The sequence below is a fragment of the Vitreimonas sp. genome, assembly GCF_036392335.1.
Taxonomy (GTDB): Bacteria; Pseudomonadota; Alphaproteobacteria; order Caulobacterales; family Aquidulcibacteraceae; genus Vitreimonas.
The window spans coordinates 1-23,935 of the sequence record NZ_DASVYD010000003.1; the positions used below are offsets into that span (position 1 = coordinate 1).

A 23,935-nucleotide genomic window follows, 5' to 3' on the forward strand; every position below is an offset into this window, starting at 1 on the left:
TCCTGTTTCACCCTCGCCCTTGGCCAGCGCCGCGCGCACCGCGTCGAGCAAGGTCTCATCCTGGAATGGCTTCTCCAAGAAATCGAGCACGCCTGCTTTCATCGCCTCCACCGCCAGCGCCACGTCCGCATGGCCCGTCAGCACAATGACAGGATGGGCCACCCCGCGCCGCTTCAATTCGCCGACGAGCTCCAACCCATTCATCTCCGGCATACGAATGTCCGTCACGACACAGCCGGGCTCTAACTCAACGCCGCGCGCCAGCAGGGCATGGGCGCCGTCATAGACCCGCGTCGCGATGTTCTCCGTTCCCAGTAGGAACGCCACCGACTCCCGCATCGCCGCGTCGTCATCCACGATATGAACGACTGCTTCACTCATCTTTCGGCTCGACATCTTCCTCGCGCGCCAAGCGCACAGTGAACTTGAAAATGGCGCCACCCTCGGGGTTGGCCTCGGTCCAGATGCGTCCCCCGTGCGCCTCCACGATCGTGCGCGATATGGAAAGGCCAACGCCCATGCCCGTCGCCTTCGTCGTCACGAACGGCTGAAACAATTTGGCCGCCGCGCTCGGATCGATACCCGGACCGGTGTCGCTGACGCAGACCAGCGCCAATCCCTCGTCATCAGCCAGCGCGGTGGACACCGACAATTCGCGCCGCGGCTGATCCTGCAGCGCATCGAGACCATTACGAACCAAATTGATGATAACCTGCTGGATGGGCACCCGGTCGGCGATCACCATGTCGGCGCGCGGGTCGAAACCGTAGCGGACACGCACGCCATGCTCTTTGGCCCCGACGAGCGCCAGCGCGCAAGCCTCCTGCACGAGCTTCGGCAACGACAACACCTGCCGTTCCCCTTCGCCGCGGGCCAGAAAATCGCGCAAGCGCCGGATGATCTCACCCGCCCGAAGCGCTTGCTCGGACGCCTTGTCCAAAGCCTCCTGAACGCGCGGCTCCGGATGCGGCGAGCGCTCCAGCAAACGGCGCGCGCCGCTCATATAATTGTTCACGGCGCTGAGCGGCTGATTGAGTTCGTGCGCCAGCGCGGACGCCATTTCGCCCATCGCCGTAAGGCGCGACATATGCACAAGTTCGGCCTGTAATTCCTGCAGCCGCGTCTCGGTCCGTTGCCGCTCGGTGAGATCACGAACGAACCCAGTGAAGACTCGACCGCGTTCCGATCGCACTTCGCCCACCGCCAATTCCATTGGAAACGTCGAGCCATCCTTGCGCTCGCCGACGACAATGCGGCCGATACCAATAATGCGCCGTTCGCCCGTGTTCAAATAATGCCCGATATAGCCATCGTGATCACCGCGATAGGGTTGCGGCATGAGCATTTTTACGTTGCGGCCCAACACCTCCGAGGCCGTCCAACCGAACACGCGTTCGGCCGCCGCGCTAAAGGATTGCACGATGCCGCGCTCATCGATGACGACCAACGCATCCGGGGCAGTATCGTAAATCGAGCGCAGGTGCGCTTCACGCTCCGCCAATACGCGCGAGGTTCGATCCCCGCGCATGCGGTTGCGGAAATACCAATCGCCCGCAAAACTGACCACCGCGCCAACCACAACGAAAACCAGCGCGCCGCCGCCGGCGTGCCCCTCGATCCATGCCCCGAGCAGATACCCCAACGCTGTGGCGAACAGCGCCGGCCACAATCCGGCAAACAAGGCGCTCGCGAACACCACTAAGGCCAACAGCAAAAAGCCGCTTGCGTCAGGCGCGAGCGCACGCAGCGCCGTAGTCAACAGCGCCGCCGCGGAAGCCAGCACCGCTACGGCGCCGTACACCGCCCAGCGCCGCCGCGTCCGCAACGCTTCCCCCAAACTCCTGAAAACGCCGCTCAATCGCATGCGCTTGCTTACCCAGCGCATCGGCCTTGGCCAAGGCGCGAAACGGTATTCCCTTCGTCCTACGGGTTTTCCCTTAAGCGCTCGCCCCGAATTTTGCCGGGCCCGCGAAGCGCGTAGCCCTTCGCTCAGGAGGACGGACCCATGCGTGATCTCGGTATCGAAACGACAGGCGGCGCGTTGCACGCGCAAGTTTCCGACGGCATCGCCCTCGGCCCCGGCGTGGTGCTGCAAGGCACGCGCATGCGCTTCCAGCGCAACGAGGAGATTTTCGGCGAAGGCGAAAAAGCTGAGTACATCTATCGGGTGGTTTCGGGCGCCGTGCGCACCATCCGCTTCAGCGCCGACGGTCGCCGCCAGATCATGGCGTTTCACCTGCCGGGGGATGTGTTCGGCCTAGAACCCGGCGCGGCGCACGCGCTTTCGGCCGAGGCGGTTGGCGATGCGGAAGTCTCGATGATCCGCCGTTCGCTAATCGACCAAGCCGCGGCGCAGGATGTCAGCGCTGCACAGGCGCTGCTGCGCCTTATGTCGAAGGAATTGTCTAGCGCGCAGGAGCATGCCCTCGTGCTTGGCCGCAAGGGTGCCGGCGAGCGGGTCGCCGCCTTCCTGCTGCAGCTGGCCGACCGCTTCGCCCAGCGCCCCGAGATTGACCTGCCCATGTCCCGCGCTGACATCGCTGACTATCTCGCGCTCACGATCGAAACCGTCTCGCGCGCCTTCACCCAGATGGAGCGTGACCACACCATTGATCTGCCTAGCTCACGGCACGTCGTCGTCCGTGACCGTTGCGCCCTCGAGACCCTCCAAGCCGCCTGAGGCGAAAGGGGCAGACCTGAGGCCGCCTGACCGCTAATCTCCCGCCGACCAAGGAGTCGGCGGGAGCAATGACGGACACGGTTGAACCAGCAAAATCTGCGCCGTCCGCGCCCGCTTCCGCGCCACCCGGCCTGCCGAAGCTGCTGAAGCCCTATCTTTACATCACCGCTTATTACCTCGTCGTCGCTGGCGCGGTCGCGTTGATGCTGATCCTGCAACCTTCGCTAATGGAATTGCTGCCGGTCGGCGGCGCCGCAAGTTTCGGCGCCGTGGGGCAGACCGCCTTCGAACACGTCACGCCGGCGCAGGCGCCGCCGCCGGCGGCGTCGACTCTCGCGGACGGTATCAAGCTCGCGCTGGCTATCGTCTCGTCCTTCATCCTCATGCTGCCCGTCACTTGGATCTGCATGGGCGCACGCAAGCGCAAGGACGTCAGCCAATCCTTCATCCAAACCATCCTCGTCTTGCCGATGGTGATCACCGGCATCGTCCACGTCGTCCACAATAGTCTGGCGCTCGCGTTCAGTTTGGCCGGCATTGTTGCCGGCGTACGCTTCCGCCACACGCTGAAGGACAGCGCCGAAACCACCTATTTGTTCACATCGATCGCGGTTGGCGTTGCTTGCGGCATCAACGCCGTCGAGGTCGCTGCCATAATCTCGATCTTCTTCAATTACACGGTGCTTGGCCTTTGGGCGACCGAGTTCGGCGCCGAGACCACTGGCAAGCAGATGTTCTCGCGCGAATGGATGTCGGGCGAGCAGGAACTCAAGAAGCGCGATGACGCTAGAAAGCGGCGCGAAGACAATGATGATGACGACGATTAAGCGGGCGCTGATCGCCGCCCTGTTGGCCGTCGGCGCGTGCGGGCAAGCTTCACAGACGCCAGCGAATGCGCAAACCAGCGCGCCTCCACCCGGCTCGCTCTTCGCCGCGGCGCCCGATCTCGTTTGGCGTTTGCCAAATCAACTCCGCGAAATTTCTGGTCTAGCTGTCACACCCGACGGCCGCCTCTTCGCACATGACGACGAGCGCGCCGTAATCTACCAGATCGACCTCACCCGCGGCGCGATCGTGAAAAGCTTCGCGCTTGGCGCCCCGCCAATCGCGGGCGATTTCGAAGGCGTCGCCATCAGCCCGGAAGGGGAGTTCTGGATCACCACGGCGGAAGGCCAAGTACGCCGCTTTCGTGAAGGCGCGGATGGCGCAGCGGTCGCTTACGAGACACTCGATACTGGCCTCGCAGATACATGCGAAATCGAAGGCCTCGCCTACGTCTCGACCGAACGCCTGATCCTCGCCTGCAAACGCAACGCGGCGCGTGACATGCGCAACACCATCGCGCTCTATTCTTGGCGCCCCGGCGAAATAGCGCAGCTTTGGCGCACGCTGCCTGAAGCAGATATCGCTGCGCGCGCCGGAGTCAGGCGTTTCCGCCCATCCTCCCTCGACATTGACCCCTCGACCGGTCGCTTATTGCTTCTTTCAGCCTTCGACGCCGCCCTGGTCGAACTCTCGCCCGAGGGTGCGGTGCTCTCCGCCCGCGCGCTCGGTTCAGCCCACATTCAGGCCGAGGGCGTAGCGGTGTTGGCTGACGGCGCCTTGGCCGTCGCCGATGAAGCCGGAGATGCGCGCGCGCTGTTGAGCCGCTATTCTCGAACCCCATGACCTATTACGCTCGTTTCCTATCGGCTCTTCTGCTCGCACTGACGCTGCTCGCGGCGCCCGGACTGGCGCGAGCGGAATCCAGTTGGACCGGCGTCGAGCGCATCGTCGTCATCGGCGACCTGGAAGGCGACTACGAGAAATTTACAGACATGCTCCGCACCGCGGGGCTGATCGATGCGCGCGGCGATTGGACGGGCGGGCGCGCCCACCTTGTGCAATTGGGCGATATTCCCGATCGCGGCCCAAACAGCCGCATGGTGATGGATCACCTGATGCGCTTGGAGCCGCAGGCTGAGCGCGCTGGCGGCCAAGTGCATGCGCTCATCGGCAATCATGAAGCCATGAATGTGGAAGGCGATTTACGCTATGTGCATCCTGGCGAGTACGCTGCCTTCGCGGACCGCAACTCTAGCCGGCTGCGCGATGCCTATTACCGCCAGACGCAAGACTGGCTGCGCGCCAACCCGCCGCCGACCGGCGTGCCCACCTTCGACGCGGCCTTCCGCGCGCAATGGGAGGCCGAGCATCCGCTCGGCTACGTCGAACACCGCCAGGCCTGGGCGCCGACTGGTCGTTACGGCCGTTGGATCGCCAGCCACAACAGCGTGATCCGCATCAACGACATACTCTTCCTGCACGCGGGCATTGGCCCGACCTATTTGCCCGCCGAACGCGACGCCATGAACGACGCCGTGCGCGGCGCCCTGAATGGCCAGCCCGATCCAGCTTTCGCCGACATTCTCACCGCGCAAGATGGCCCGCTCTGGTATCGTGGCTTGTCACTGAACGAAGAGGCGGCCGAGGAGCCGCACCTTGCCGCGTTGCTCGCGCGCCACGGCGTCTCGCGCATCATTGTCGGCCACACAAAGCGCGCAGCGACCATTCTACCTCGCTTCGGCGGACGGGTCATCATCACCGACATTGCGCGGCGCGCCAACTACGCGGACCCGCACGCCTTCCTGATCATCGAGAACGGCATGCTCACCACCATTCATCGCGGCCATCGCGTGCCCTTGAACGTCAGCAACCAAGCCGAAACATGCGCCTACCTTGACGCTATCCTCGCTCTTGAACCGGAGCAGTCGCCGCTGCGCAGCACCGCCAATCAGTGCCGCGCGGCGCCTCAGCCCGCGTCAGCGCCCTAACCGCGGCAGCGCCGGGTGATCGCATTCTCCACGCGCGCCGGATCATCGATCAGCTCAAAAAAGCCTTCTATGTAGGCGCGTGCCGCACGTCGGCGCCCCGCGCTGAGGCGGGTCTCGCCGTCGATCACCGCCAAGATCGCCTCGCGGCGCGCTTGGAAATGCGCGATGGCGGCCGGGACCTGATCATTGTGGCGGCAAAGTCCGCGGTACACGCGTTGGCGCAGGCTTGAGATATTCACCTCCGCTGGCAACAAGGCGTAGGGTGGGTCGACAAAACCCGTCATGTCGAAATCATAGGGCACCGGCACGATCTCTGAGCGTGCATTGGCGTTTGCCGCCATCAGCGCGCCATTGTGACAGCATTCCTCGCCCGGCACGCCGCTCGTCATGTCCCAATCGAGGTTGCCGATCATGTACTGAAACATGGTCACCAAAGAGGCTGCACGGGGGTCTAGCTGATCCGAACGCACATCCTCAGGCATCACTTCCAGCGCGCGTCGATCATTGCGCCGGGCCATGTCGGTCACGTCCTCAATCAGAAAGTTGAACTGGACATCCTCCCGCCGGCGCCCGTTCACATCGCGATATGTCACCCGCGCCGGTCGCACGCGAAAACTCATCGGCGTGATCACGTTGAACATCCGATAAGCTGTCATTTCGAGCGCAATGAGCTCGTCATAGCGCGCCCCGCTGCGGCAGCGCGTCACCAGCTTCAGCTTGTTCTGCCCGCGCCAGACGGTGCCGCGCATCGCGCTCTGGTCGAAATCGAGCCGAAGCGGGGGAAAAGTACAGATGCCGCGTGTGCGCCGGGACAGGCCCCGCGGCGAGAGTTGAATGGCGTAGCGGGTGTCGTCGCCGCCTTCGCCGCTCCAAGTCACGCCAGCGGAAAACGGATCGGTACTCCGCGGCGCTGCGCGGAGCAGATCGGCGAGCGGCGCATCGATAAGAAGCTGAATTTCCGTCTCGTCTGCAAAAAGGCGGGGTTGGGCTGCTGCGGGGATCGCAAACATAATCGTGGTGAGGAAGAAACCGACGATGGCTGTTCTGATTGGTCCCGGCATCTGCCCGCTCCCGCCCTGCCGCCCGGTGGCGGCTCGGACTACCTTATTGCGGATTAGAGCGCTTGGAAGCCGATGATCGCGAGCGTGAGCGGCAAAATCATGGAAGCGCCGATGCAGAGCGCGAAGACCATCGCCGATTGCAGCGTGTTGCGCGCGTCGTGGGCCATTTCGGTGATCGCGGGCGTCATCGGGTCTTCCTCCTCAGGCCCGGCGTTTCCCGCCCTGGCCATGACTTGAACCTACCGATGCCCGCCCCCTGCCGATGTGTCGTGCGTCACACCCTAGCCAAAACGGCCTAGGCCGTGCTTCCGTCCGCCAAACACGAGGAATTCGCGATGAACAAGACGGCCCTGCCGGACCACGGCGCCCCCTGGAGCGAGATCGAGCCGCGTATGCGCGCGATGGCCGCTGGCGACGTGAAATGGCGTGACGGCCGCACCGGCCTCTACATTTTTAACGCAGGCCCCGAACTGGAGCAGGTGCAGAAGGCTGGCTACACGATGTTCTCGTCGGAGAACGGCTTAGGCCCCGCCGCCTTCCCGAGCCTTGCCGAGATGGAACGCCAGATCGTCGCCACCGGCCTCAAATTGCTCAACGCCCCTGAAGGGGCCGCCGGCGGCATGACCAGCGGCGGCACGGAATCCATCTTCATGGCCGTCAAAACCGCGCGCGACCACGCCCGGGCGAAACGCGGCGCCACAACCGGCCTCAACGTCATCGTGCCTTCGACCGCACACCCCGCGTTCGACAAGGCCGGCATGGTGATGGACATCGAAATCCGCCGCATCCCCGTACGAGACCTCCTCGCCGACGTCGAAGCGATGGAAGCGGCGATCGACGCCAATACATTGATGATCGTTGGCTCTGCGCCCTGCTTTCCATTCGGCCTGCTCGATCCGATCGAAGCTTTGAGCGAAGTCGCGTTGCGTAAGAAAGTCTGGCTGCACGTCGACGCCTGTGTCGGCGGCTATCTCGCGCCCTTCGTGCGCATGAACGGCGCAGAGCTCGCGCCGTTCGATTTCGCACTCCCCGGCGTGCTCTCGATATCCGGCGATCTGCACAAATACGGCTACGCCAGCAAAGGCGCCTCCACCGTCTTCTTCCGCAGCAAAGAGTTGCACGATTATATGGGCTTCGACGCCGGCCCCTGGCCGCTCGGCCGCATGATCACGCCAACGCTCGCCGGCACGCGACCCGGCGGCGCCATCTCTTCAGCTTGGGCTGTGATGCAATATCTCGGCGTCGACGGCTATCGCGCCAAGCAAAAGCTCGTCACCGACGCGCGCGAAAAGATCGAAGCGGGCGTCAAGAAGCTCGGCTTCCGCGTGCTCGGCAAACCCCAGCTGGGCATCATCGCCTTCACCCATGACAGCGTGAACGTGATGAACATCTATGTGCAGATGTATAAGCGCGGCTGGTTCACCGCGACCTTGCTCGACCCGCCCGCTTTGCACCTGATGCTGTCGCCCAAGCACAACGAGGTGGCGCACGAATATCTGGCTGACCTCGAAGCCGCGCTCGCCAGCGCCGATGAAGGCGCTGGCGGCAAAGCGGCTGGCTACGCCTCTTAATTCATCCGTTCGACAATAATCGCCGGCGCCATGCCGCCAGCGGCGCACATCGTCACCAGACCGCGCTTCAAGTCTCGGCGCTCAAGTTCGTCAATGATGGTGCCGATGAGGATCGAGCCGGTCGCGCCGATCGGGTGGCCCAGCGCCATCGCGCCGCCATTCACATTGACCTTGTCGCGATCAAGCTTGAGGTCGCGGATGAACTTCTCCGCCACCACCGCGAACGCTTCGTTAATCTCGAACAGATCGATATCGTCGAGCGTCAGCCCCGCCTTCGCCAGCACCTTCTTCGCCGCCGGCACCGGCGCATTCAGCATGAGCGTCGGGCTATCGCCCACATTCGCCATCGCCACCACACGCGCGCGCGGCTTTAAGCCATGCTTTTTGGCGTAATCCGGGGAGGTGAGGAGCAGCGCCGCCGCGCCATCCACTACGCCCGACGAATTGCCCGCATGGTGGAAATGCTTGATCTTCAAATCAGGATAAACTTGACGGATCAAGCCGCCAAACGTCGTGCCTTTTTCATCAAGCGGAAATTCCGCCATCGCCTCGAACGCCGGCTTCAGCGACGCCAGGCCTTCCAGCGTGGTCTGCGGACGCGGGAACTCTTCGTGATCGAGCGCGAGCGTGCCGTCTTCTTTGTAAACCGGCACGACGCTCTTCTTGAAATGTCCGCCCTTGATCGCAGCATCCGCGCGCTGCTGACTGACCAGCGCCAGCTCATCCAGCGCCTCGCGCGAAATGCCTTCCATGGTCGCGATGGCGTCGGCGCAAACGCCCTGGTGCGACTGGGGATGGCGCGCGCGTAGGCGCAAATTGCCCGCATCCATCAATGACGGGTTCTTTGGATCGGCTTGCGAGGCCGTGTAGCTCATCATCTCGGTGCCGCCAGCAATGACGACATCTTCCATGCCGGACATGATCTGCGCCGCGGCCAGGTTCACGCTCGTGATGCCCGAGCCGCAGAAGCGATCCAGAGTCACGCCGCTCGCGCGCGTGTCGTAGCCAGCGTCCAGCAGCGCCATGCGCGCAAGGTCCATGCCTTGCTTGCCGCGCTGGCTCGACGTGCCCCAGATCACGTCGTCGACCTCAGCCGTGTTCAGATTGTTGCGCTCGGCAATCGCCTTCAGCACCGACGCCGCCAATTGCTGCGGGTGAATGTCGGCGAGCGCGCCCTTACCGATCTTGCCGATGCCGCGCGGCGTCCGAGCCGCATCAATGATCCACGCTTCAGCCATCGCGGCCTCCCTTTATGTCTTCGCCGCCACCATCGCGTCGCGCGCCAAAGCTGAAAAGCCCTCTCGCGGCGGCAGGACGCAGCTTTATCAGAAGCACAGGGCTTCGGGCGGCTGCGACTTGTGCTAGGAACCGCCGCATAACTTTACGTAAGGCGCGAACCATGACCACCAACGCCGATCTTCTCGCCCGTCGCAACAAGGCCGTGCCGCGCGGCGTCGGCACCGCCACGCCGGTTTTCACCGAACGCGCCGAAAATGCGCGCCTGTGGGACGTCGAGGGACGCGAATATATCGACTTCGCCGGCGGCATTGCCGTGCTCAACACCGGCCACCGCCATCCCAAAGTGATCGAAGCCGTCCGCGCACAACTCGATCGCGTCACGCATACGGCGTTCCAAGTCAGCGCCTACGAGCCCTACGTCGAACTCGCCGAAAAGCTCAATGCGCGCGCGCCCATCGCGGTCGACGCCAAAACCATCTTCTTCACCACCGGCGCCGAAGCAGTCGAGAACGCCGTGAAAATTGCGCGCGCCGCGACCGGCCGCACCGGCATCATCTCCTTTACCGGCGGCTTCCACGGCCGCACCTCCTTGACGATGGCGATGACCGGCAAGGTCGCGCCCTACAAGCAGCAATTCGGCCCGTCCGTGCCGGACGTCTTCCACGTGCCATTCCCGCTCGCGCGCTATGGCGTCGATGTGGAAACCAGCCTGCTTGTGCTCAACCACATCCTGCGCGCCGATGTCGAACCCTCACGCGTCGCCGCCATTGTGATCGAGCCGGTGCAGGGCGAAGGCGGCTTCCACATGGTCCCGCCCGAACTCATGCGCGCCCTGCGGACGCTCTGCGACGCGCACGGCATTCTGCTCATCGCCGACGAAGTGCAAACCGGCTTTGCGCGCACCGGCAAGCTCTTCGCCATGGAGCATTACGACGTCCACGCCGACCTCATCACCATGGCCAAATCGCTCGCCGGCGGCTTCCCGCTCTCCGGCGTCGTCGGCCGCGCCGACATGATGGACAAAGTCGATCCCGGCGGCCTTGGCGGCACTTATGGCGGCTCGCCGATCGGCTGCGCCGCAGCCCTCGCCGTGCTCGACGTGATCGACAGCGAAGGGCTGATCGCACGCGCCAACACGCTCGGCGAACGCGCCAAAGCCAAGCTCCGCGAAATCCAAACGCGCAACGACATGGCCCCGATCGACGACATTCGCGGTCCCGGCTCGATGATCGCCTTCGACTTGATCACAGAACGCGGCGGCCAACTTCCCGACGGCGCCGCCGCCAAGCGTGTCACCACGCGCGCGCTCGAAGAGGGGCTTATCCTCCTCTCCTGCGGCGTCTCCGGCGAAACCATCCGCCTGCTCTATCCGCTGACCATCGAAGACGATCTGTTTGAGCATGGTTTGAGCAAGCTCGAAGCGGCGTTGCGCGTCTAAGCTTTCGTGCGCCGTCTGCGCATAAACAGCCACACCAGGCCGCCGATCAGCGCGATCAACACCACACCCGCGCCAATCAGGAACGGCATGTAGCGCGTGAACTGACGCGCGTACGTGTTCGTCTCGATTTGGCCATGAATGTTGTAGCCCTCAGGCATGGGCAACACGCCCATCTCCTGCACGTAGGCCTCGTAGTCACGCTGCATCTGCGCGAAGAGATCAGGCATCTCTGCGGAGAGATCACGTGTCTCACCCGGATCCAGCCGCACATTGTAAAGCCGCCACTGCCCATCGCCGTTCGGCGGCTGGTTGATCACTAACTTGAAGTCGCCGCGAAACAGCGCCGCGTTGCCGGACACCTCAAGCCCCACGGGTTCATCCGGTCCATACGCTGACTGCGCTTCACCACGTAACACAGCTGTGAGCGACCGGCCCGTCATCGGCACACCCTCAGTCGCGGGCGTCACGCGCGCCAGCTCCAGCAGCGTCGGCGCGATGTCGGTCACATACGCAAACCCGTCAGCGCGCAGACCGGCGCCAACGCCAGGACCAGCAATAATCATCGGCACCCGCGTGCCGCCTTCGGTGGTATAGAATTTGAACAATGCCCCTGGCGCAGCCGTCGCGTTCGCGAATTCTGGCCCGATCGCCACCATGCTGCCGCGCTCGCCCAAATTCTCCAGTTCACGCGTGTAGCCGTTCAAATGCATCCATTGCTCGAACCCGCGCGCCGCCAGAGGGTTGCTCGGCTCAGGCCCGTTGTCGGAGGTGACGACAAACACCGTATTCGCCAGTTCGCCGCTCTGTTCGAGGTACGCGATTAATCGGCCAATATGCTGGTCCATCGAGTCCAGCATGCCTGCGTGCACTTCCATGCTGCGCGCCAGGAGCGCGCGTTCGCCCGGCTCCACGTCTTGCCAGTTTCGCGCCCGCGGGGGGGCCGGCCCCAGCGCCGCCTCCGCTGGGATCAGCCCCAATTCCTGCGCGCGCCGAAAGCGCTGCTCGCGCAACGCCGTCCAACCTTGATCGTACCGGCCGCGATAACGCGCACTGTCCTCGCGCGGCGCCTGCACCGGAATGTGCACCGCTTGAAACGCCACATAGGCAAAGAACGGCCGCGCGTCCGCCCGTTCGCTCTCGATGTATTCGATCATCTGATCGACCATGAAGCGGGACGAGTAGAAATCCCCCGGCAACGTCGCCGGCTCGCCATCCTCGTACCAATCCGCGTGCGCGTAATAGGGAATGTATGGCTTCTGCTCCCAATTGTCCGCGCCGGACGCTTCCAGCGCAAACGAACGATCGAAGCCATGTGAGTTCGGCAATTGGCCAGGCCCATCGCCCAAGTGCCATTTGCCCGTCATGTAAGTGCGATAGCCGCTCGCTTGCAGCCGCGCCGCCACTGTCGTCACGCCTGGCTCGAGATGCAACGAATAGCCGGGCTGGCCACGCTGCGACGGCGGCAACACTTCCGGAATAGTCGCCACGCCGGTGCGGTGGTTGTCGACGCCCGTCAGCAGCATCGCCCGCGACGGCGAGCACAGCGGCGAGGAATGATAATTTGAAAAGCGCACGCCGCGCTGCGCCAACGCATCAATGTTGGCCGTCCGCGCTTCGCCGCCATAGGCGCCCAGGTCAGTGAAGCCCGCGTCATCGATCAGGATCAGTACGATGTTTGGCCGCTCGGTTGGGGTCGTGGCCGCTTGCTCGTTCTGCGCACCCGCTGGCGACGCCGCGCTCAGCGCAATCGTCGCCACAGCCGCGCACGCCCAGCGCGCCCATTCCTTCGCAATCATGATGCCCCCCTGTCTTTGGCCCATAGTGCCATGCCTGCCGGCAAATGCACGCCACAAGAGGGCGCCCCGGGTTCTGGAGCGAAATTACGCGCCTTCTAGACGAGTCCGCTTCTGGGCAACATGCCCATGCGGCGCGCATTGATAATCGCCTCGACGCGATTGCGAGCCCCGGTGGCGCGCAGGATGCTCTGGACGTGAAATTTCACCGTCGCCAGCGAAAGCCCCAATTCGCGGGCGATAACCTTGTTCGAACTGCCTTGCTCGATCCGCTGCAGGATTTCGAGTTCACGACGGCTCGCGCCGATGCGGGGCGCCGGCGCTTTGGCGCCGGCCAACACCGCCAATGCCTCGCTCGGATAGCAGACACCGCCATGGCTCACGACCTCGACCGCACCCACGATCGCACGGCTGCCGGTGGTTTTGGGAATGTAACCTCGGGCGCCGGCGCTGATCGCCTCACAGAGGATGCTCGCGTCAAAACTCGAAGATGTCAGAATCAAGGGCGCCCCAAGCTCACCGTAAGCCTGCGGCCCGAGACCAGACGCATCAAGCGCCTCCGCATTGACGAGCGCCACGTCAAACGTCTGGCCGCGGCCTTCTTCCACGCCCGCCGCCGCCGAGGTGTGGCTGACGAATTCACCTTCCGTCCAAGTCGTGCGCAACAGATTGCACAGCGCCTCCAAGAACAGCGGCTGGTCGTCGACAAGCAAAATGCGCATCGATTGGCCCATCATCCTCCCCCATCCTCCGTGCACTGCAGACGTAGTGTGAACACGCTGCCTTCACCGAGCTTGCTTTTGGCCGTCAATTCCCCGTTCAAGTGCTTCGCCAACGTGCGCACGATCATCAGGCCGAACCCCGGGCCACCACGATCGCGCACGCCCGACGCCGCGCCTTCGAATACCCGCGCCAATTGGGCATCGCTCATGCCGACGCCGGTGTCGCGCACCTCGAACGCAATCGCATCGCCGCCGAGCCCGGGAATGCGGCTTACCCGTAAATCGACCACGCCGCCTGCTGTGAAGCGCACAGCGTTGCGGAGCAGGATATGTAGGCAACGTCCCAATTTGTCCGGGTCGGTCGATATGGGCGCGTCCGCCCCAGGTTCGACCGTCAGCCCGAGGGCGACATTTCGGGCGGACGCGTCGTCGCGCACCAACTCGATCGCACTGAACGCCGCTTCTCCAGGGACAAGTCTTTCCAGATGCAAATCGTCGCCAGCGCTCTGCACCCTTGCCAGATCAAGCAGGCCATCGACCAGCCGACGCAATCGCTCACTGGACTCAATGACTTGGTGCAGTTCGCTGCTTGTCGACAATTGTCCCGACACATCCTCGAGCAACAATTCAGCGTAGCCGATGATGATGTTGAGAGGGGTGCGCAGCTCGTCGCCCAGGCTGGTCACGAACCGCGAGCGCGCTACGCTCTCCGCCTCTGTTGCTTCAAGATAAGCCGATTGAACCACCGAAATGTCCAGCAACGCGCACTTAAGCAGCGTCGCGACGATGGCGCCGCCATCGTCTTCCCGCATCGTTCCAGCAGCGGAAAGCGCGCTCATCAACGCCCCGAGCACCAGCGCGTAGCCGCCGATATAAACCCCGTGGGACAGACCGATGCGGGCGTGCACTGCGCCGGTGCGCTTGGCCCGCTGGACATATTCCTCATCGAAATCCGCCAACAGCAAACGCCGCCAGTGCTCAAGCTGAGCGACGCGGGCTCGCTCCAAATGCGCTTCGTCGGCGAACCGGCCGATCGCGGGACCATGCTTGCGCATGTCTGCGTAAAGTAAATCGAGCGCCGCGGGCAGCGCGGCCACCAGTGTGGGATGAATCTGACGCAATAGGTCGCGATCTTGGGCGCTGACGCCGACAAAGCGCGTCAAATCCGCCAAATCCGAAGCCCGCTCCGCGCCCATCGCACCCCCTCGTCACGATGCAACCAGCAAGTGTGCGGCAACCGCAATCTGGAAAAGATCGCGACAACCTGACACGTGCGTAATCATATTCGGAGTGAACAGCATCCAAAGATCGAGTGATCTACATCAATAGACTGAATCACTGACGTCCGCGTCACCTTGGTTATTGCGTCTGTACTTGTTGCGTCTCAATCTGCGAATGCGCTACCACGCCGCTCATATTGCCGTTGCGGCGCAAGAATTTAGCGCCGAGCAGACCATCGCATTGAGCTCAAAAGAGGTTCAGGACGTGCCCAGCCAAGCCGATTGCACGAAATGCAAGATCGGCGCGCTCACGATCTACGCGCCGACGTTTGAGAACTCACCGGCGACGGTTTGTGCGTTGCGTACGCAGGTGGCGCAGTTTCGAGCGCACCAAACCATCCAACGCGCCGGCGAAGTCCCCACGCGCGCGTACACCTTGTTCAAGGGATGGGCGTGCCGCGCAGTTCATTTTCATGACGGTCGCAGACAAATCCTATCGTTCTTGGTGCCGGGCGACACGATCTGCATCGAAAACATCTGGGTCGATAATTACCGGGTGCCGTTCACCGTGCGGTCGCTGACCGACGTCACTCTTTGCGCCTTTCAGCCGAAGGACCTGCTAGCGATTGTCGACTCTCACGAAACGCAGCAACGCACCTTCTCGCGCCATATCCAGCGTGTGATCCACCACGCTGAACGGCGCTTGGTTGATATCGGCCGGCGCCGCGCCATCGCCCGCATCGCCCGGCTTGTCCTGGATATTCACTCAACCCTGCGTGAACGAGGTTTGGCCGAAGCCGACGAACTCGACTTTCCGTTGCGCCAGGAGGACATCGCCGACGCGCTCGGCGTTACCACAGCCCACGTCAACCGCACCTTGTTGTCGCTCCGACGCCGGGGCCTGTTGGACATTCGCCAGGGCAAAGCCCGCCTGCTCAACCTCGCTGAATTGAAGGCCATCGGCGCGAACGAATAGCGCTCTCGCTCAATCCACGGGGAACGACACGCCTTGCGCCAATGGCAACGTCGCGCCGTAATTCACCGTGTTGGTCGCCCGACGCATATAGGCCTTCCAGCTGTCCGACCCCGACTCACGTCCGCCACCCGTTTCCTTCTCGCCGCCGAAGGCTCCACCAATTTCCGCTCCAGATGGGCCGATATTCACGTTAGCAATGCCGCAATCCGAGCCCACGACCGACAGGAAGTGCTCCGCCTCACGCAAATCATGCGTGAAGATCGAGGACGACAATCCTTGCGGCGCGGCGTTCTGCAGAGCAATTGCCTCGCTGAACTCGCGGTACTTCATCACGTAGAGGATCGGCGCGAAGGTCTCGCGCAGCACGATCGCGGTCTGCGCCGGCATCTCCACGAGAGCAGGCCGTACATAGACGCCCTCCGCTTCAAGCGCCCCACCGCCATGGACCAGTCCCCCCTGGTCGCGCGCACTCGCTAGCGCAGTCGCCATTGCGTCACGCGCTCGTGCATCAATCAAAGGGCCAATCAGCACGCCGTCTTCGCGCGGGTCGCCGACGCGCACATCATCATAAACCCGCTTCAGTCTCTGAATCAGAGCATCGTACACGCTCTCATGCACGATAAGGCGGCGCAGCGTCGTGCAGCGCTGCCCTGCAGTGCCCATCGCCGCGAACGCCACCGCACGCAGCGTCAGCTCCAAATCCGCGCTCGGCGTCACGATCGCGGCGTTGTTGCCGCCGAGTTCCAAAATGGCGCGCGCGAACCGCGCCGCCAAACGCGGCGCCACCGCCCGGCCCATCGTCGTTGAACCCGTCGCCGACACCAGCGGCGCCAGCGGATGATCCACCAGGATCGCGCCAATCGCGCGATCGCCAAGCAACACCTGCGAAAGCCTCTGCGGCGCTTCCGCGCCGAAGCGCGCCATCGCCCGCTCCAACAGCGTCTGCGTCGCCAATGCCGTCAGCGGAGTCTTTTCCGACGGCTTCCACACCACGGAATCGCCGCAGACGAAGGCGAGCGCGGCATTCCAGGCCCACACCGCCACCGGAAAATTGAACGCTGAGATCACGCCGACGACGCCCAACGGATGCCACGTCTCCATCATGCGATGCTCGGCGCGCTCGGTCGTCAGCGTGAGACCATAGAGTTGACGCGAGAGGCCCGCAGCGAAGTCGCAGATGTCGATCATCTCCTGCACTTCGCCGAGCCCTTCGGAGACGATCTTGCCAGCCTCGATGGTCACCAACCGCGCCAGCGCCGTCTTATGGGCGCGTAGCTCTTCGCCGAACAGCCGGACCAACTCGCCGCGCCGCGGCCCGGGCACGCGCCGCCACTCGATAAACGCGCGATGCGCCGCCTCGATCGCCGCGCCCGCCGCCCCGGCTGATGTCGGCCTCAGCGCTGCGATTTGCTCACCGGTGATGGGAGAACGCGCCTGCAGCGATCCTTCAGTCCACGCCGCACGCGGCACGCCCAGTTCCTCAAGCAATGCATGGGTCTCGCCAATCACACTTGGCATGGGGGTAAACGTCATCCGGGCCTCTCCGAGGTCCGAGCCGTTAGCACAGCGTCACGCGCAGAGGCGAGCCGTGTTTCGCGCAGGGCCAGGCCCCAAGGCCATATGGGGCTCGCGATCGCACGCTCCGCGGGGTGGTCTCCGCCTACTCCGCGGCCTTCAATCCCGGAATGAGCGGCGTCTCCGCGCGCGGCTCTTCATCCAGCGGCTTCTCATCGTCACGCATGACCACGTAGATCGCCGGGATCACCAACACGGTCAGCAGGGTCGACGACGCCAGGCCGAACAGCAGCGAGATCGCCAATCCCTGGAAAATTGGATCAAACAGGATCACCGCCGCACCGATCATCGCGGCGAGCGCCGTCAGCATGATCGGCTTGAACCGAATGGCGCCCGCCTCCAGCAACACCGCGCGCAACGGACGATCCGCGGTCTTGGCGTGGCGAATGAAGTCCACCAGCAAAATCGAGTTGCGCACAATAATGCCGGCAAGAGCGATAAAGCCGATCATCGACGTGGCCGTGAACGGCGCGTTGAAGAGCACGTGACCGATCACGATGCCAATCAGGGTGAGCGGAATGGGCGTAAGGATCACCAACGGCAGTTTGAAGCTCTTAAATTGCGCCACGACCAGGATGTAGATTCCCAGGATCGCCACCATGAACGCCGCCCCCATGTCGCGGAAGGTGACGTAGGTAATCTCCCACTCTCCGTCCCACAGGATCGACGGCGCGGTCTCATCGGCCGGCTGACCGTGCATGAGAATTTGCGGCTGCGGGAGTTCACCCCAATCATGCGCGCGCACCAAACGTTCGACGTCGAGCATGCCATAGATCGGCGCCTCATACGCGCCGGCCAGTTCGGCCATCACCATTTCCGCGTATCGGCCATTGCGCCGGAAGATCGGGTGCGATCCCGTTTCTTCTTGCACGCTCACCAACTCACCCAGTTCGACGAGACGGGTTCCATCCCGGGCCGCGGCTACTGGCATGGACGCCAGATTCTGCGTCCATGCTCGGGCCGATTGCGGCAACCGCACTGAAATCTCGATCGGGTTCCGACCCTCGCCACGATGCGAATAGCCAATCACTTGCCCGCCCATCGCGACAGCCACCGAATCCATCATGTCGCGTTCGGACACGCCAAAAAATTCCAATTGTTCGCGATTGGGCGTGAGCCGCAGGCGCGGACGCTCCACGCCGAAACTATTGTCCACATCTACGAGGTACGGCACCTGCCGGAAGATGCCCTCCAATTGGCGCGCCACTTCGCGGCGGGTCTCGGCATCCGGCCCGTACACTTCCGCAAGCAACGTCGCGATCACCGGCGGTCCCGGCGGCACTTCGACCACGCGCACCACGGTGCCTTGCGGCGCATTCAGCGCGCGCAAGCGCTCGCGCAAATCCAACGCGATGGCGTGGCTTGTACGATTGCGCTCATCTTTCGGCAGGAGCGTGAGCTGAAGATCGCCCAGTTCAGGACGCGCGCGCATGTAATAGTGACGGACGAGTCCATTGAAATTAAACGGCGCAGCCGTGCCGGCGTAAGCGTCCACTGCCGCCACTTCCGGAACCCCTTGCGAGATCGACGCCGCCTCGATGAGCACGCGCTCCGTCGCTTCAAGCGACGCGCCCTCAGGCAAGTCGACGACGACCTGCAGTTCCGACTTGTTGTCAAACGGCAGCAGCTTGACGCGCACGGTGGCGGTGGCGAACAACGCGCACGCGGCCAATGTGGCGACGCCCACCGCAATCAAAAACCGCCGCGCGCCCTTGCGCGAGCGAATGATGGGCGCCGCAACGCGCCGATACATGCGTCCGAAAAACCCTTCCTCATCGTGCCCGTGTGCTTGGGTGTGCGCGTCGCCCTTCGGCGCGACTTTCAGCATCAGCCAGGGCGCAATGACCACGGCGACGAAGAACGAGAACAGCATCGCCGCCGACGCGTTCGCCGGTATAGGCGCCATATAGGGGCCCATCAGTCCCGAAACGAACATCATCGGCAGCAACGCCGCGACCACCGTCAAGGTGGCGACGATGGTTGGATTGCCGACTTCCGCCACCGCCGCGATCGCCGCGTCCACACGCGAACGCCCGTCCCTCATCGCCCAGTGTCGCGCGATGTTCTCGATGATGACAATCGCGTCGTCGACCAAGATGCCGATCGAGAAAATGATCGCGAACAGGCTGACCCGATTGATCGTGTAGCCCATCAGATTGGAGGCAAAGAGCGTAAGCAGAATCGTGGTCGGGATCACGATCGCCGTCACCATCGCCTCGCGCCGCCCGATGGCGAAGTAGATCAACGCGACGATCGACAGCGTGGCCAACGCCAAGTGGAACAGCAATTCGTTGGCCTTTTCGTTGGCGGTCTCGCCGTAATTGCGGGTGACGGCGACCTCCACGCCCTCAGGGATCAAGCTGCCCTCAAGCGCGTGCAGGCGCGCCTCGATCGCCTGCGAAACCACGACCGCGTTTGCCCCGTCGCGCTTGGCGATCGCGAGACTGACGGCAGGCGCCATACGCTGCCGCTCTCCATCGCGGGTAAAGCGCCAGACACGCGCCTGATCCTCGCGTGGCCCCAATGTCACCTCAGCGACATCGCGCACGTACATCGTGCGTCCATCCGCCGCCCGCACCGTCAGCAGGCCGATCTCGGCTGGATCATCCAGCGTCTGGCCAATCGCCGTCGAAGTCGTGCCGTCGCGGCCGCGCAGGTCTCCACCGGGGAACGCGCGATTGGCGTTGCTGATCGTCTCGATCAATTGCCCAAGCGGCACGCCGTAGAGCGCCAACCGACCTGGGTCTGGCGCGACCCTAATTTCATGCGGTCGGCCGCCGACGATGAACGTCAGTCCAACGTCGTCCACTTTCATCAATTCGCTCTGCAACTCGTCGGCGACGCGATAGAGCGCACTATCATCCCAGCGGTCGGCGGCCTCCGCGCTGGGCGAGAGCGTAATCACCATGATCGGCACGTCGTTCACGCCACGCGCCACGATCTGCGGTTCTGGAATGCCGACAGGAATGCGGTCGTAATTGGCCCTGATCTCCTGCTGGATACGCACGATGGCGTCGTCAGGGTCGGTGCCGACAAGAAATCGCGCCGTTACCAGTACGCGATCGTCCTCGGTCTGACTGTAAACATGCTCGACGCCCTCGACCCCTTTGACGATGGTCTCAAGCGGCTTTGTGACCAGTTCGACCGCGTCAGGCGCACGAAGACCGTCGGCGCGCACGCTGATATCCACCAGCGGCACGGAAATCTGCGGCTCTTCCTCACGCGGGATCGTGAAGAGCGCCAAGAGCCCGACCGCCAACGCGGTGAGCAGAAAAAGCGGCGTGAGCGGAGAGCGGATCGTGCCCTTGGTCAGTGCGCCGGAAATGCCAAGATTCATCGCTGGCGCTCCGGCGGAACAATGGCGTCTCCGGGCTCAAGGCCAGAAAGGATTTCGACACCGTCAGGCGTCTCTTCCGTGGGTGCTGCGCCGCCGCGTTGCACCGGCGCGTCGATCAGGACGCCGCCGTCCCGCACGAGGCGCACATAATCCACACCATAACGGGTCTCGATATAGCGCGACGGAATGATGATGGCCTCACGCTCGCCAGCGGGAATGAGCACGCGCACACGCGCGCCCACGAACTCGCCTTCAAGGCTCTGCGCGTCGAGGTCGGCCATTACACGACCATTGTCGATGGCCGGATAGACTTGCCGCACGCGCACTGTCCGAGCGGCGACGCCGTCGCCCGCATCAAGGATGCGTATCTCTTGGCCCTCTTGCACAAAGGCGGCTTGCGCCTCCGGCAATTCCAAACGCAGCACACGCGCGCCCGTCGCGATCGCCACGACGACCTCACCTGGCATCACGACTGCGCCCTGCGGGATCGGCGCACGCGTGACCCGGCCGTCAGCGGGGGCAAGCACGCGCCCCTGCGCGTTGGCTTCAGACAGCGCCCCGCCTTGCGATCGCGCCGCGCGCAATTGTGCGTCGGCGGCCCGCGTCTCCGCATTGATCTGGTCCATTCGTGCTTGCGAAAGGAAGCCCCGCTCAAACAACACCTGGAACCGCGCTTGATCAGCACGCGCGCGTTCGGCGGCGGCCTCCGCGGCCGCAACCCCGGCTGCGCCAGCTTGCGCCTCGAGCGCTAAGCGCTGATCGGTCACAATCGCCACGACTTGGCCTCGGCGCACCTGCTCGCCTTCGCGCACCAGAAGCCGGCTCAACGTGCCGCCAATCCGCGCGCGCGCATCTCCGACGTCGCGGCTTGTGAGCACTGCGGACACGGTCTTGTAGTCAGGCGCTGGCGCGCGTTGGACGACGATCTGGTCAGCGTGCTCTACGCTTGGAGTCTCCACGACTGGCGTGGGTCGCCCGCACGCGCCAAGCAGCGCCAGGGCCGCCAGCAATCCGTGAACGCGCTTCATGACGAACTCCCTAAACTCAGTCTGTCGCCGTCGAGCCCCCTGGACCTTGCGTCAGATCAAGGCGCCAAGCGCCAATACTGCAATCCTGATTTTGCCCAACCCAGTTACTTGCGGATATACGCATGTTCTAATATATATGCAATGGCGCTGCGCGCGCCGGGAGGAAGAAATATGGCGACCATCGCAATTCTCGGCGCCGGTCTAGGCGGCGTCCTCGCAGCCTACGAAGTTAAAGCTGAGGCGCGCCCCGGCGATAAGGTGGTGCTAGTCTCCAAAGGCGACACCTATCACTTTGTACCGTCAAACCCCTGGGTCGCCGTTAAATGGCGGGAGCGCGCGGCAATCGAAGTTAACCTCCCGCCGGTGATGAAACGCAAGGGAATTGAGTTCGTTTCGACCGGCGCCGCGCGGGTCCACCCGACTGAGAACCGACTGGAGCTCAGCGACGGCGCCTCGCTCGGATACGATTATCTCGTAATCGCCACCGGCCCGGACCTCGCTTTCGATGAGATTGAGGGCTTAGGCCCCGAACGCTTCACCCAATCGATTTGCCACGTGGATCACGCCGAGCGCGCCGCGGCCGCGTTCGAAACCTTCTGCGAGGCGCCTGGTCCGATCGTCGTCGGCGCGGTTCAGGGCGCCTCCTGTTATGGGCCGGCGTATGAATTCGCCATGATCCTCGACACCGAATTGCGGCGCCGCAGACTCCGTGATCAGACGCCCATGACGTTCGTGACCGCAGAGCCCTATGTCGGCCACCTTGGCTTGGACGGCGTCGGCGACACCAAAGGCCTGCTCGAAAGCGAAATGCGCGAACGGCACATCAAATCGATCACCAACGCCCGCGTTGCGAAAATTGAGTCGGGCAAGATGATCGTCGAGGAAATGACCGAGGACGCAGCGGTCAAGACCTCGCACGAATTGCCGTTCAAATATTCGATGATGCTGCCTGCGTTCCGTGGCGTTGCCGCGATTATGGGTCTTGAAGGGCTCGTCAACCCTCGTGGCTTTGTGCTGATCGACAAACACCAGCGCAACCCGACCTATCCCAACATTTTCGGCATTGGCGTCGCGGTCGCGATCGCGCCGACCGGAAAGACGCCGGTGCCTGTCGGGGTGCCAAAGACTGGATTTATGATCGAGTCGATGGTCACGGCGACGGCCAGGAATATCGGTGCGCTGCTCCGCGGCAAGGAGCCCGAAGAACAGGCCACCTGGAACGCCGTCTGCCTGGCCGATTTCGGCGACGAGGGCGTCGCCTTTATCGCCCAGCCTCAAATTCCGCCGCGCAACGTCAATTGGTCGGCGCATGGCAAATGGGTCCACCTCGCCAAAGAGCAGTTCGAAAAATACTTCCTCGGCAAACTCCGCCGCGGCCAAAGCGAAACCTTCTACGAGGCCCTCGCACTCAAGGTGCTGGGCATAGCCAAACTGAAAGAGACCAAACGATGACATTGCTCACGGCCTGCCCCGCGTGCGCAACGGGTAATCGCGTCGGCGACGGCGATCCACACGCCGCGAAATGCGGACGCTGCGGCGCCAAGCTGTTCACGGGCGCGCCAGTCGACGTGGACGATGCGGCTTTCGCCGCGCATCTGAAAGTCAGCTCGATGCCGGTGCTGGTCGACGTGTGGGCGCCCTGGTGCGGCCCGTGCCGCATGATGGCGCCCAACTTCGCCGCCGCCGCGGGGCAATTCGAACCGCGCGTACGTTTTCTCAAACTGAACGCCGACGAAACGCAAGCGCCAGCAAAACTCGGCGTGCGCGGCATCCCGGCGCTCATCCTATTTCACGAGGGACGTGAGATCGATCGCCATGCCGGCCTGGTGAGCGCCGCGCAACTCGGGGCATGGCTCAACAGTGCGCTGAACAACATTCAGACTATGGAGCATCAATTATGACAATCGACCGCGCCGTCTTCGCTTTCGCGGGCCTCGTCGTTCTGCTGGGCCTCGCCCTCGCGACCTGGGTGCACCCATACTGGGCGCTGCTTTCCGCGTTCGCGGGCTTGAACATGTTCCAAGCCGCGTTCACCGGTGTCTGCCCTGCCGCCATGGTGTTCAAGCGCTTGGGCTTCAAACCTGGCCTCTTGTTCAAGTAGCGATCACTTGCCGCCGTAGAGTTCGCAGAGCGCGCCGACGAGCTTTTGCGCCATAGGATTGGCGAGCCGGTAATAGATGTTCTGCCCTTCGCGGCGCGTCGAGACGAGCCCCTGCGCGCGCAACTTCGCCAGATGTTGCGACAACGCCGACTGGGCCAGATTCACATAGCCGCCGAGTTCCGAAACGGACATCTCCGTGTCGCTCAAGCGGCACAGAATGATCAGCCTCTGATCATTGGCGAGCAGCTTGAGCAGCTCGGCGGCCTCGCCGGCGCGGCCCTCAAGATCGCGTATAGCCTTTTTCGCCTTGGTCGCCATGCATCACTCCACGTACATATTAGCGTGTGCGCATGTTTTTCCAAGTCCGACGTCCATAAGCCC

The 23,935-nt window shown here is 63.4% G+C and carries 22 protein-coding genes; 10 read left to right on the forward strand and 12 right to left on the reverse strand.

The window, feature by feature from the left end:
• Nucleotides 1-381, reverse strand: a 381-nt coding sequence (locus VF769_RS00585; protein ID WP_331006423.1) for a response regulator transcription factor, incomplete at its 3' end; no start/stop codon positions are given.
• Nucleotides 374-1,801, reverse strand: coding sequence for a PAS domain S-box protein (locus tag VF769_RS00590; RefSeq protein ID WP_331006424.1), 1,428 nt, complete (start codon nucleotides 1,799-1,801; stop codon nucleotides 374-376). The genes VF769_RS00590 and VF769_RS00585, both read right to left, overlap by 8 nt.
• A 204-nt stretch (nucleotides 1,802-2,005) precedes the next feature.
• Here VF769_RS00590 and VF769_RS00595 point away from each other — a divergent pair, with 204 nt between their 5' ends.
• From VF769_RS00595 to VF769_RS00610, 4 genes are all read left to right on the forward strand, one after another.
• Nucleotides 2,006-2,680 (forward strand): helix-turn-helix domain-containing protein, encoded by a 675-nt coding sequence (locus tag VF769_RS00595; RefSeq protein ID WP_331006425.1) that lies wholly within the window; start codon nucleotides 2,006-2,008, stop codon nucleotides 2,678-2,680.
• Between the two features lie 68 nt (nucleotides 2,681-2,748).
• Nucleotides 2,749-3,507 (forward strand): DUF4956 domain-containing protein, encoded by a 759-nt coding sequence (locus VF769_RS00600; protein ID WP_331006426.1) that lies wholly within the window; start codon nucleotides 2,749-2,751, stop codon nucleotides 3,505-3,507.
• The gene (locus tag VF769_RS00605) at nucleotides 3,491-4,348 is read left to right on the forward strand and encodes an SdiA-regulated domain-containing protein (RefSeq protein WP_331006427.1); all 858 of its coding nucleotides are present in this window, start codon (nucleotides 3,491-3,493) and stop codon (nucleotides 4,346-4,348) included. Before VF769_RS00600 ends, VF769_RS00605 begins: the two co-directional genes overlap by 17 nt.
• A complete protein-coding gene (locus tag VF769_RS00610; RefSeq protein ID WP_331006428.1) occupies nucleotides 4,345-5,493 on the forward strand; it encodes a metallophosphoesterase in 1,149 nt (382 codons plus the stop codon). Before VF769_RS00605 ends, VF769_RS00610 begins: the two co-directional genes overlap by 4 nt.
• On the opposite strand, the gene VF769_RS00615 is transcribed toward VF769_RS00610, so the two are convergent.
• Together VF769_RS00615 and VF769_RS00620 are read right to left on the reverse strand one after the other, a co-directional pair.
• A complete protein-coding gene (locus VF769_RS00615) occupies nucleotides 5,490-6,554 on the reverse strand; it encodes a hypothetical protein (protein ID WP_331006429.1) in 1,065 nt (354 codons plus the stop codon). The two genes, VF769_RS00610 and VF769_RS00615, sit on opposite strands and share 4 nt — an antisense overlap.
• A gap of 53 nt (nucleotides 6,555-6,607) precedes the next feature.
• Complete coding sequence (locus VF769_RS00620) at nucleotides 6,608-6,742, reverse strand: hypothetical protein (protein WP_331006430.1); 135 nt, start codon at nucleotides 6,740-6,742, stop codon at nucleotides 6,608-6,610.
• Nucleotides 6,743-6,889: 147 nt separating this feature from the next.
• Here VF769_RS00620 and VF769_RS00625 point away from each other — a divergent pair, with 147 nt between their 5' ends.
• Complete coding sequence (locus VF769_RS00625) at nucleotides 6,890-8,125, forward strand: aspartate aminotransferase family protein (RefSeq protein WP_331006431.1); 1,236 nt, start codon at nucleotides 6,890-6,892, stop codon at nucleotides 8,123-8,125.
• Here the strand turns inward: VF769_RS00625 and VF769_RS00630 are convergent.
• Entirely contained in the window at nucleotides 8,122-9,363 is a 1,242-nt protein-coding gene (locus VF769_RS00630) for an acetyl-CoA C-acetyltransferase (RefSeq protein ID WP_331006432.1), read from the reverse strand. The genes VF769_RS00625 and VF769_RS00630 overlap by 4 nt on opposite strands.
• 161 nt (nucleotides 9,364-9,524) lie before the next feature.
• Between VF769_RS00630 and gabT the strand changes: the two genes are divergently transcribed.
• Nucleotides 9,525-10,802 (forward strand): 4-aminobutyrate--2-oxoglutarate transaminase, encoded by a 1,278-nt coding sequence (gene gabT, locus VF769_RS00635; protein ID WP_331006433.1) that lies wholly within the window; start codon nucleotides 9,525-9,527, stop codon nucleotides 10,800-10,802.
• Here the strand turns inward: gabT and VF769_RS00640 are convergent.
• The 3 genes from VF769_RS00640 to VF769_RS00650 all read right to left on the reverse strand — a co-directional run bounded on the left by VF769_RS00640 (nucleotide 10,799) and on the right by VF769_RS00650 (nucleotide 14,513).
• A complete protein-coding gene (locus VF769_RS00640) occupies nucleotides 10,799-12,598 on the reverse strand; it encodes an arylsulfatase (RefSeq protein WP_331006434.1) in 1,800 nt (599 codons plus the stop codon). The two genes, gabT and VF769_RS00640, sit on opposite strands and share 4 nt — an antisense overlap.
• Before the next feature lie 95 nt (nucleotides 12,599-12,693).
• Nucleotides 12,694-13,317 carry a response regulator transcription factor gene (locus tag VF769_RS00645; RefSeq protein WP_331006435.1) on the reverse strand — a complete coding sequence of 208 codons (624 nt, stop codon included), beginning with the start codon at nucleotides 13,315-13,317 and terminating at the stop codon, nucleotides 12,694-12,696.
• A gap of 11 nt (nucleotides 13,318-13,328) precedes the next feature.
• Nucleotides 13,329-14,513: a HAMP domain-containing sensor histidine kinase gene (locus VF769_RS00650; RefSeq protein ID WP_331006436.1), complete on the reverse strand. Its 1,185-nt coding sequence runs from the start codon at nucleotides 14,511-14,513 to the stop codon at nucleotides 13,329-13,331.
• Nucleotides 14,514-14,712: 199 nt separating this feature from the next.
• Here VF769_RS00650 and VF769_RS00655 point away from each other — a divergent pair, with 199 nt between their 5' ends.
• Nucleotides 14,713-15,513 carry a Crp/Fnr family transcriptional regulator gene (locus tag VF769_RS00655; RefSeq protein WP_331006437.1) on the forward strand — a complete coding sequence of 267 codons (801 nt, stop codon included), beginning with the start codon at nucleotides 14,713-14,715 and terminating at the stop codon, nucleotides 15,511-15,513.
• 9 nt (nucleotides 15,514-15,522) lie between these two features.
• Here the strand turns inward: VF769_RS00655 and VF769_RS00660 are convergent, their stop codons facing one another.
• The 3 genes from VF769_RS00660 to VF769_RS00670 all read right to left on the reverse strand — a co-directional run bounded on the left by VF769_RS00660 (nucleotide 15,523) and on the right by VF769_RS00670 (nucleotide 21,453).
• Entirely contained in the window at nucleotides 15,523-17,046 is a 1,524-nt protein-coding gene (locus VF769_RS00660; protein WP_331006438.1) for an aldehyde dehydrogenase family protein, read from the reverse strand.
• 127 nt (nucleotides 17,047-17,173) lie between these two features.
• Nucleotides 17,174-20,425 carry an efflux RND transporter permease subunit gene (locus VF769_RS00665; RefSeq protein WP_331006439.1) on the reverse strand — a complete coding sequence of 1,084 codons (3,252 nt, stop codon included), beginning with the start codon at nucleotides 20,423-20,425 and terminating at the stop codon, nucleotides 17,174-17,176.
• Nucleotides 20,422-21,453 (reverse strand): efflux RND transporter periplasmic adaptor subunit, encoded by a 1,032-nt coding sequence (locus tag VF769_RS00670; RefSeq protein ID WP_331006440.1) that lies wholly within the window; start codon nucleotides 21,451-21,453, stop codon nucleotides 20,422-20,424. The genes VF769_RS00665 and VF769_RS00670 overlap by 4 nt, the downstream gene beginning before the upstream one ends.
• A 171-nt stretch (nucleotides 21,454-21,624) precedes the next feature.
• On the opposite strand from VF769_RS00670, the gene VF769_RS00675 reads away from it, so the two are divergent.
• From VF769_RS00675 to VF769_RS00685, 3 genes are read left to right on the forward strand one after another with little or no spacing between them, the layout of a single operon-like run.
• Nucleotides 21,625-22,905: an FAD/NAD(P)-binding oxidoreductase gene (locus VF769_RS00675; RefSeq protein ID WP_331006441.1), complete on the forward strand. Its 1,281-nt coding sequence runs from the start codon at nucleotides 21,625-21,627 to the stop codon at nucleotides 22,903-22,905.
• Nucleotides 22,902-23,354 (forward strand): thioredoxin family protein, encoded by a 453-nt coding sequence (locus VF769_RS00680; RefSeq protein ID WP_331006442.1) that lies wholly within the window; start codon nucleotides 22,902-22,904, stop codon nucleotides 23,352-23,354. The genes VF769_RS00675 and VF769_RS00680 overlap by 4 nt, the downstream gene beginning before the upstream one ends.
• Complete coding sequence (locus tag VF769_RS00685) at nucleotides 23,351-23,554, forward strand: DUF2892 domain-containing protein (RefSeq protein ID WP_331006443.1); 204 nt, start codon at nucleotides 23,351-23,353, stop codon at nucleotides 23,552-23,554. The genes VF769_RS00680 and VF769_RS00685 overlap by 4 nt, the downstream gene beginning before the upstream one ends.
• 3 nt (nucleotides 23,555-23,557) lie before the next feature.
• On the opposite strand, the gene VF769_RS00690 is transcribed toward VF769_RS00685, so the two are convergent.
• Nucleotides 23,558-23,872: a metalloregulator ArsR/SmtB family transcription factor gene (locus VF769_RS00690; protein WP_331006444.1), complete on the reverse strand. Its 315-nt coding sequence runs from the start codon at nucleotides 23,870-23,872 to the stop codon at nucleotides 23,558-23,560.
• Nucleotides 23,873-23,935 lie beyond the last annotated feature (63 nt).

What these genes read in the sequence shown, in the direction of transcription:
- VF769_RS00595 (WP_331006425.1), top strand. Translation starts at nt 2,006, where the DNA reads ATGCGTGATCTCGGTATCGAAACGACAGGCGGCGCGTTGCACGCGCAA.
- VF769_RS00600 (WP_331006426.1), top strand. Translation starts at nt 2,749, where the DNA reads ATGACGGACACGGTTGAACCAGCAAAATCTGCGCCGTCCGCGCCCGCT.
- VF769_RS00605 (WP_331006427.1), top strand. Translation starts at nt 3,491, where the DNA reads ATGATGACGACGATTAAGCGGGCGCTGATCGCCGCCCTGTTGGCCGTC.
- VF769_RS00610 (WP_331006428.1), top strand. Translation starts at nt 4,345, where the DNA reads ATGACCTATTACGCTCGTTTCCTATCGGCTCTTCTGCTCGCACTGACG.
- VF769_RS00615 (WP_331006429.1), bottom strand. Translation starts at nt 6,554, where the DNA reads ATGCCGGGACCAATCAGAACAGCCATCGTCGGTTTCTTCCTCACCACG.
- VF769_RS00620 (WP_331006430.1), bottom strand. Translation starts at nt 6,742, where the DNA reads ATGACGCCCGCGATCACCGAAATGGCCCACGACGCGCGCAACACGCTG.
- VF769_RS00625 (WP_331006431.1), top strand. Translation starts at nt 6,890, where the DNA reads ATGAACAAGACGGCCCTGCCGGACCACGGCGCCCCCTGGAGCGAGATC.
- VF769_RS00630 (WP_331006432.1), bottom strand. Translation starts at nt 9,363, where the DNA reads ATGGCTGAAGCGTGGATCATTGATGCGGCTCGGACGCCGCGCGGCATC.
- gabT (WP_331006433.1), top strand. Translation starts at nt 9,525, where the DNA reads ATGACCACCAACGCCGATCTTCTCGCCCGTCGCAACAAGGCCGTGCCG.
- VF769_RS00640 (WP_331006434.1), bottom strand. Translation starts at nt 12,598, where the DNA reads ATGATTGCGAAGGAATGGGCGCGCTGGGCGTGCGCGGCTGTGGCGACG.
- VF769_RS00645 (WP_331006435.1), bottom strand. Translation starts at nt 13,317, where the DNA reads ATGCGCATTTTGCTTGTCGACGACCAGCCGCTGTTCTTGGAGGCGCTG.
- VF769_RS00650 (WP_331006436.1), bottom strand. Translation starts at nt 14,513, where the DNA reads ATGGGCGCGGAGCGGGCTTCGGATTTGGCGGATTTGACGCGCTTTGTC.
- VF769_RS00655 (WP_331006437.1), top strand. Translation starts at nt 14,713, where the DNA reads ATGCGCTACCACGCCGCTCATATTGCCGTTGCGGCGCAAGAATTTAGC.
- VF769_RS00660 (WP_331006438.1), bottom strand. Translation starts at nt 17,046, where the DNA reads ATGACGTTTACCCCCATGCCAAGTGTGATTGGCGAGACCCATGCATTG.
- VF769_RS00665 (WP_331006439.1), bottom strand. Translation starts at nt 20,425, where the DNA reads ATGAATCTTGGCATTTCCGGCGCACTGACCAAGGGCACGATCCGCTCT.
- VF769_RS00670 (WP_331006440.1), bottom strand. Translation starts at nt 21,453, where the DNA reads ATGAAGCGCGTTCACGGATTGCTGGCGGCCCTGGCGCTGCTTGGCGCG.
- VF769_RS00675 (WP_331006441.1), top strand. Translation starts at nt 21,625, where the DNA reads ATGGCGACCATCGCAATTCTCGGCGCCGGTCTAGGCGGCGTCCTCGCA.
- VF769_RS00680 (WP_331006442.1), top strand. Translation starts at nt 22,902, where the DNA reads ATGACATTGCTCACGGCCTGCCCCGCGTGCGCAACGGGTAATCGCGTC.
- VF769_RS00685 (WP_331006443.1), top strand. Translation starts at nt 23,351, where the DNA reads ATGACAATCGACCGCGCCGTCTTCGCTTTCGCGGGCCTCGTCGTTCTG.
- VF769_RS00690 (WP_331006444.1), bottom strand. Translation starts at nt 23,872, where the DNA reads ATGGCGACCAAGGCGAAAAAGGCTATACGCGATCTTGAGGGCCGCGCC.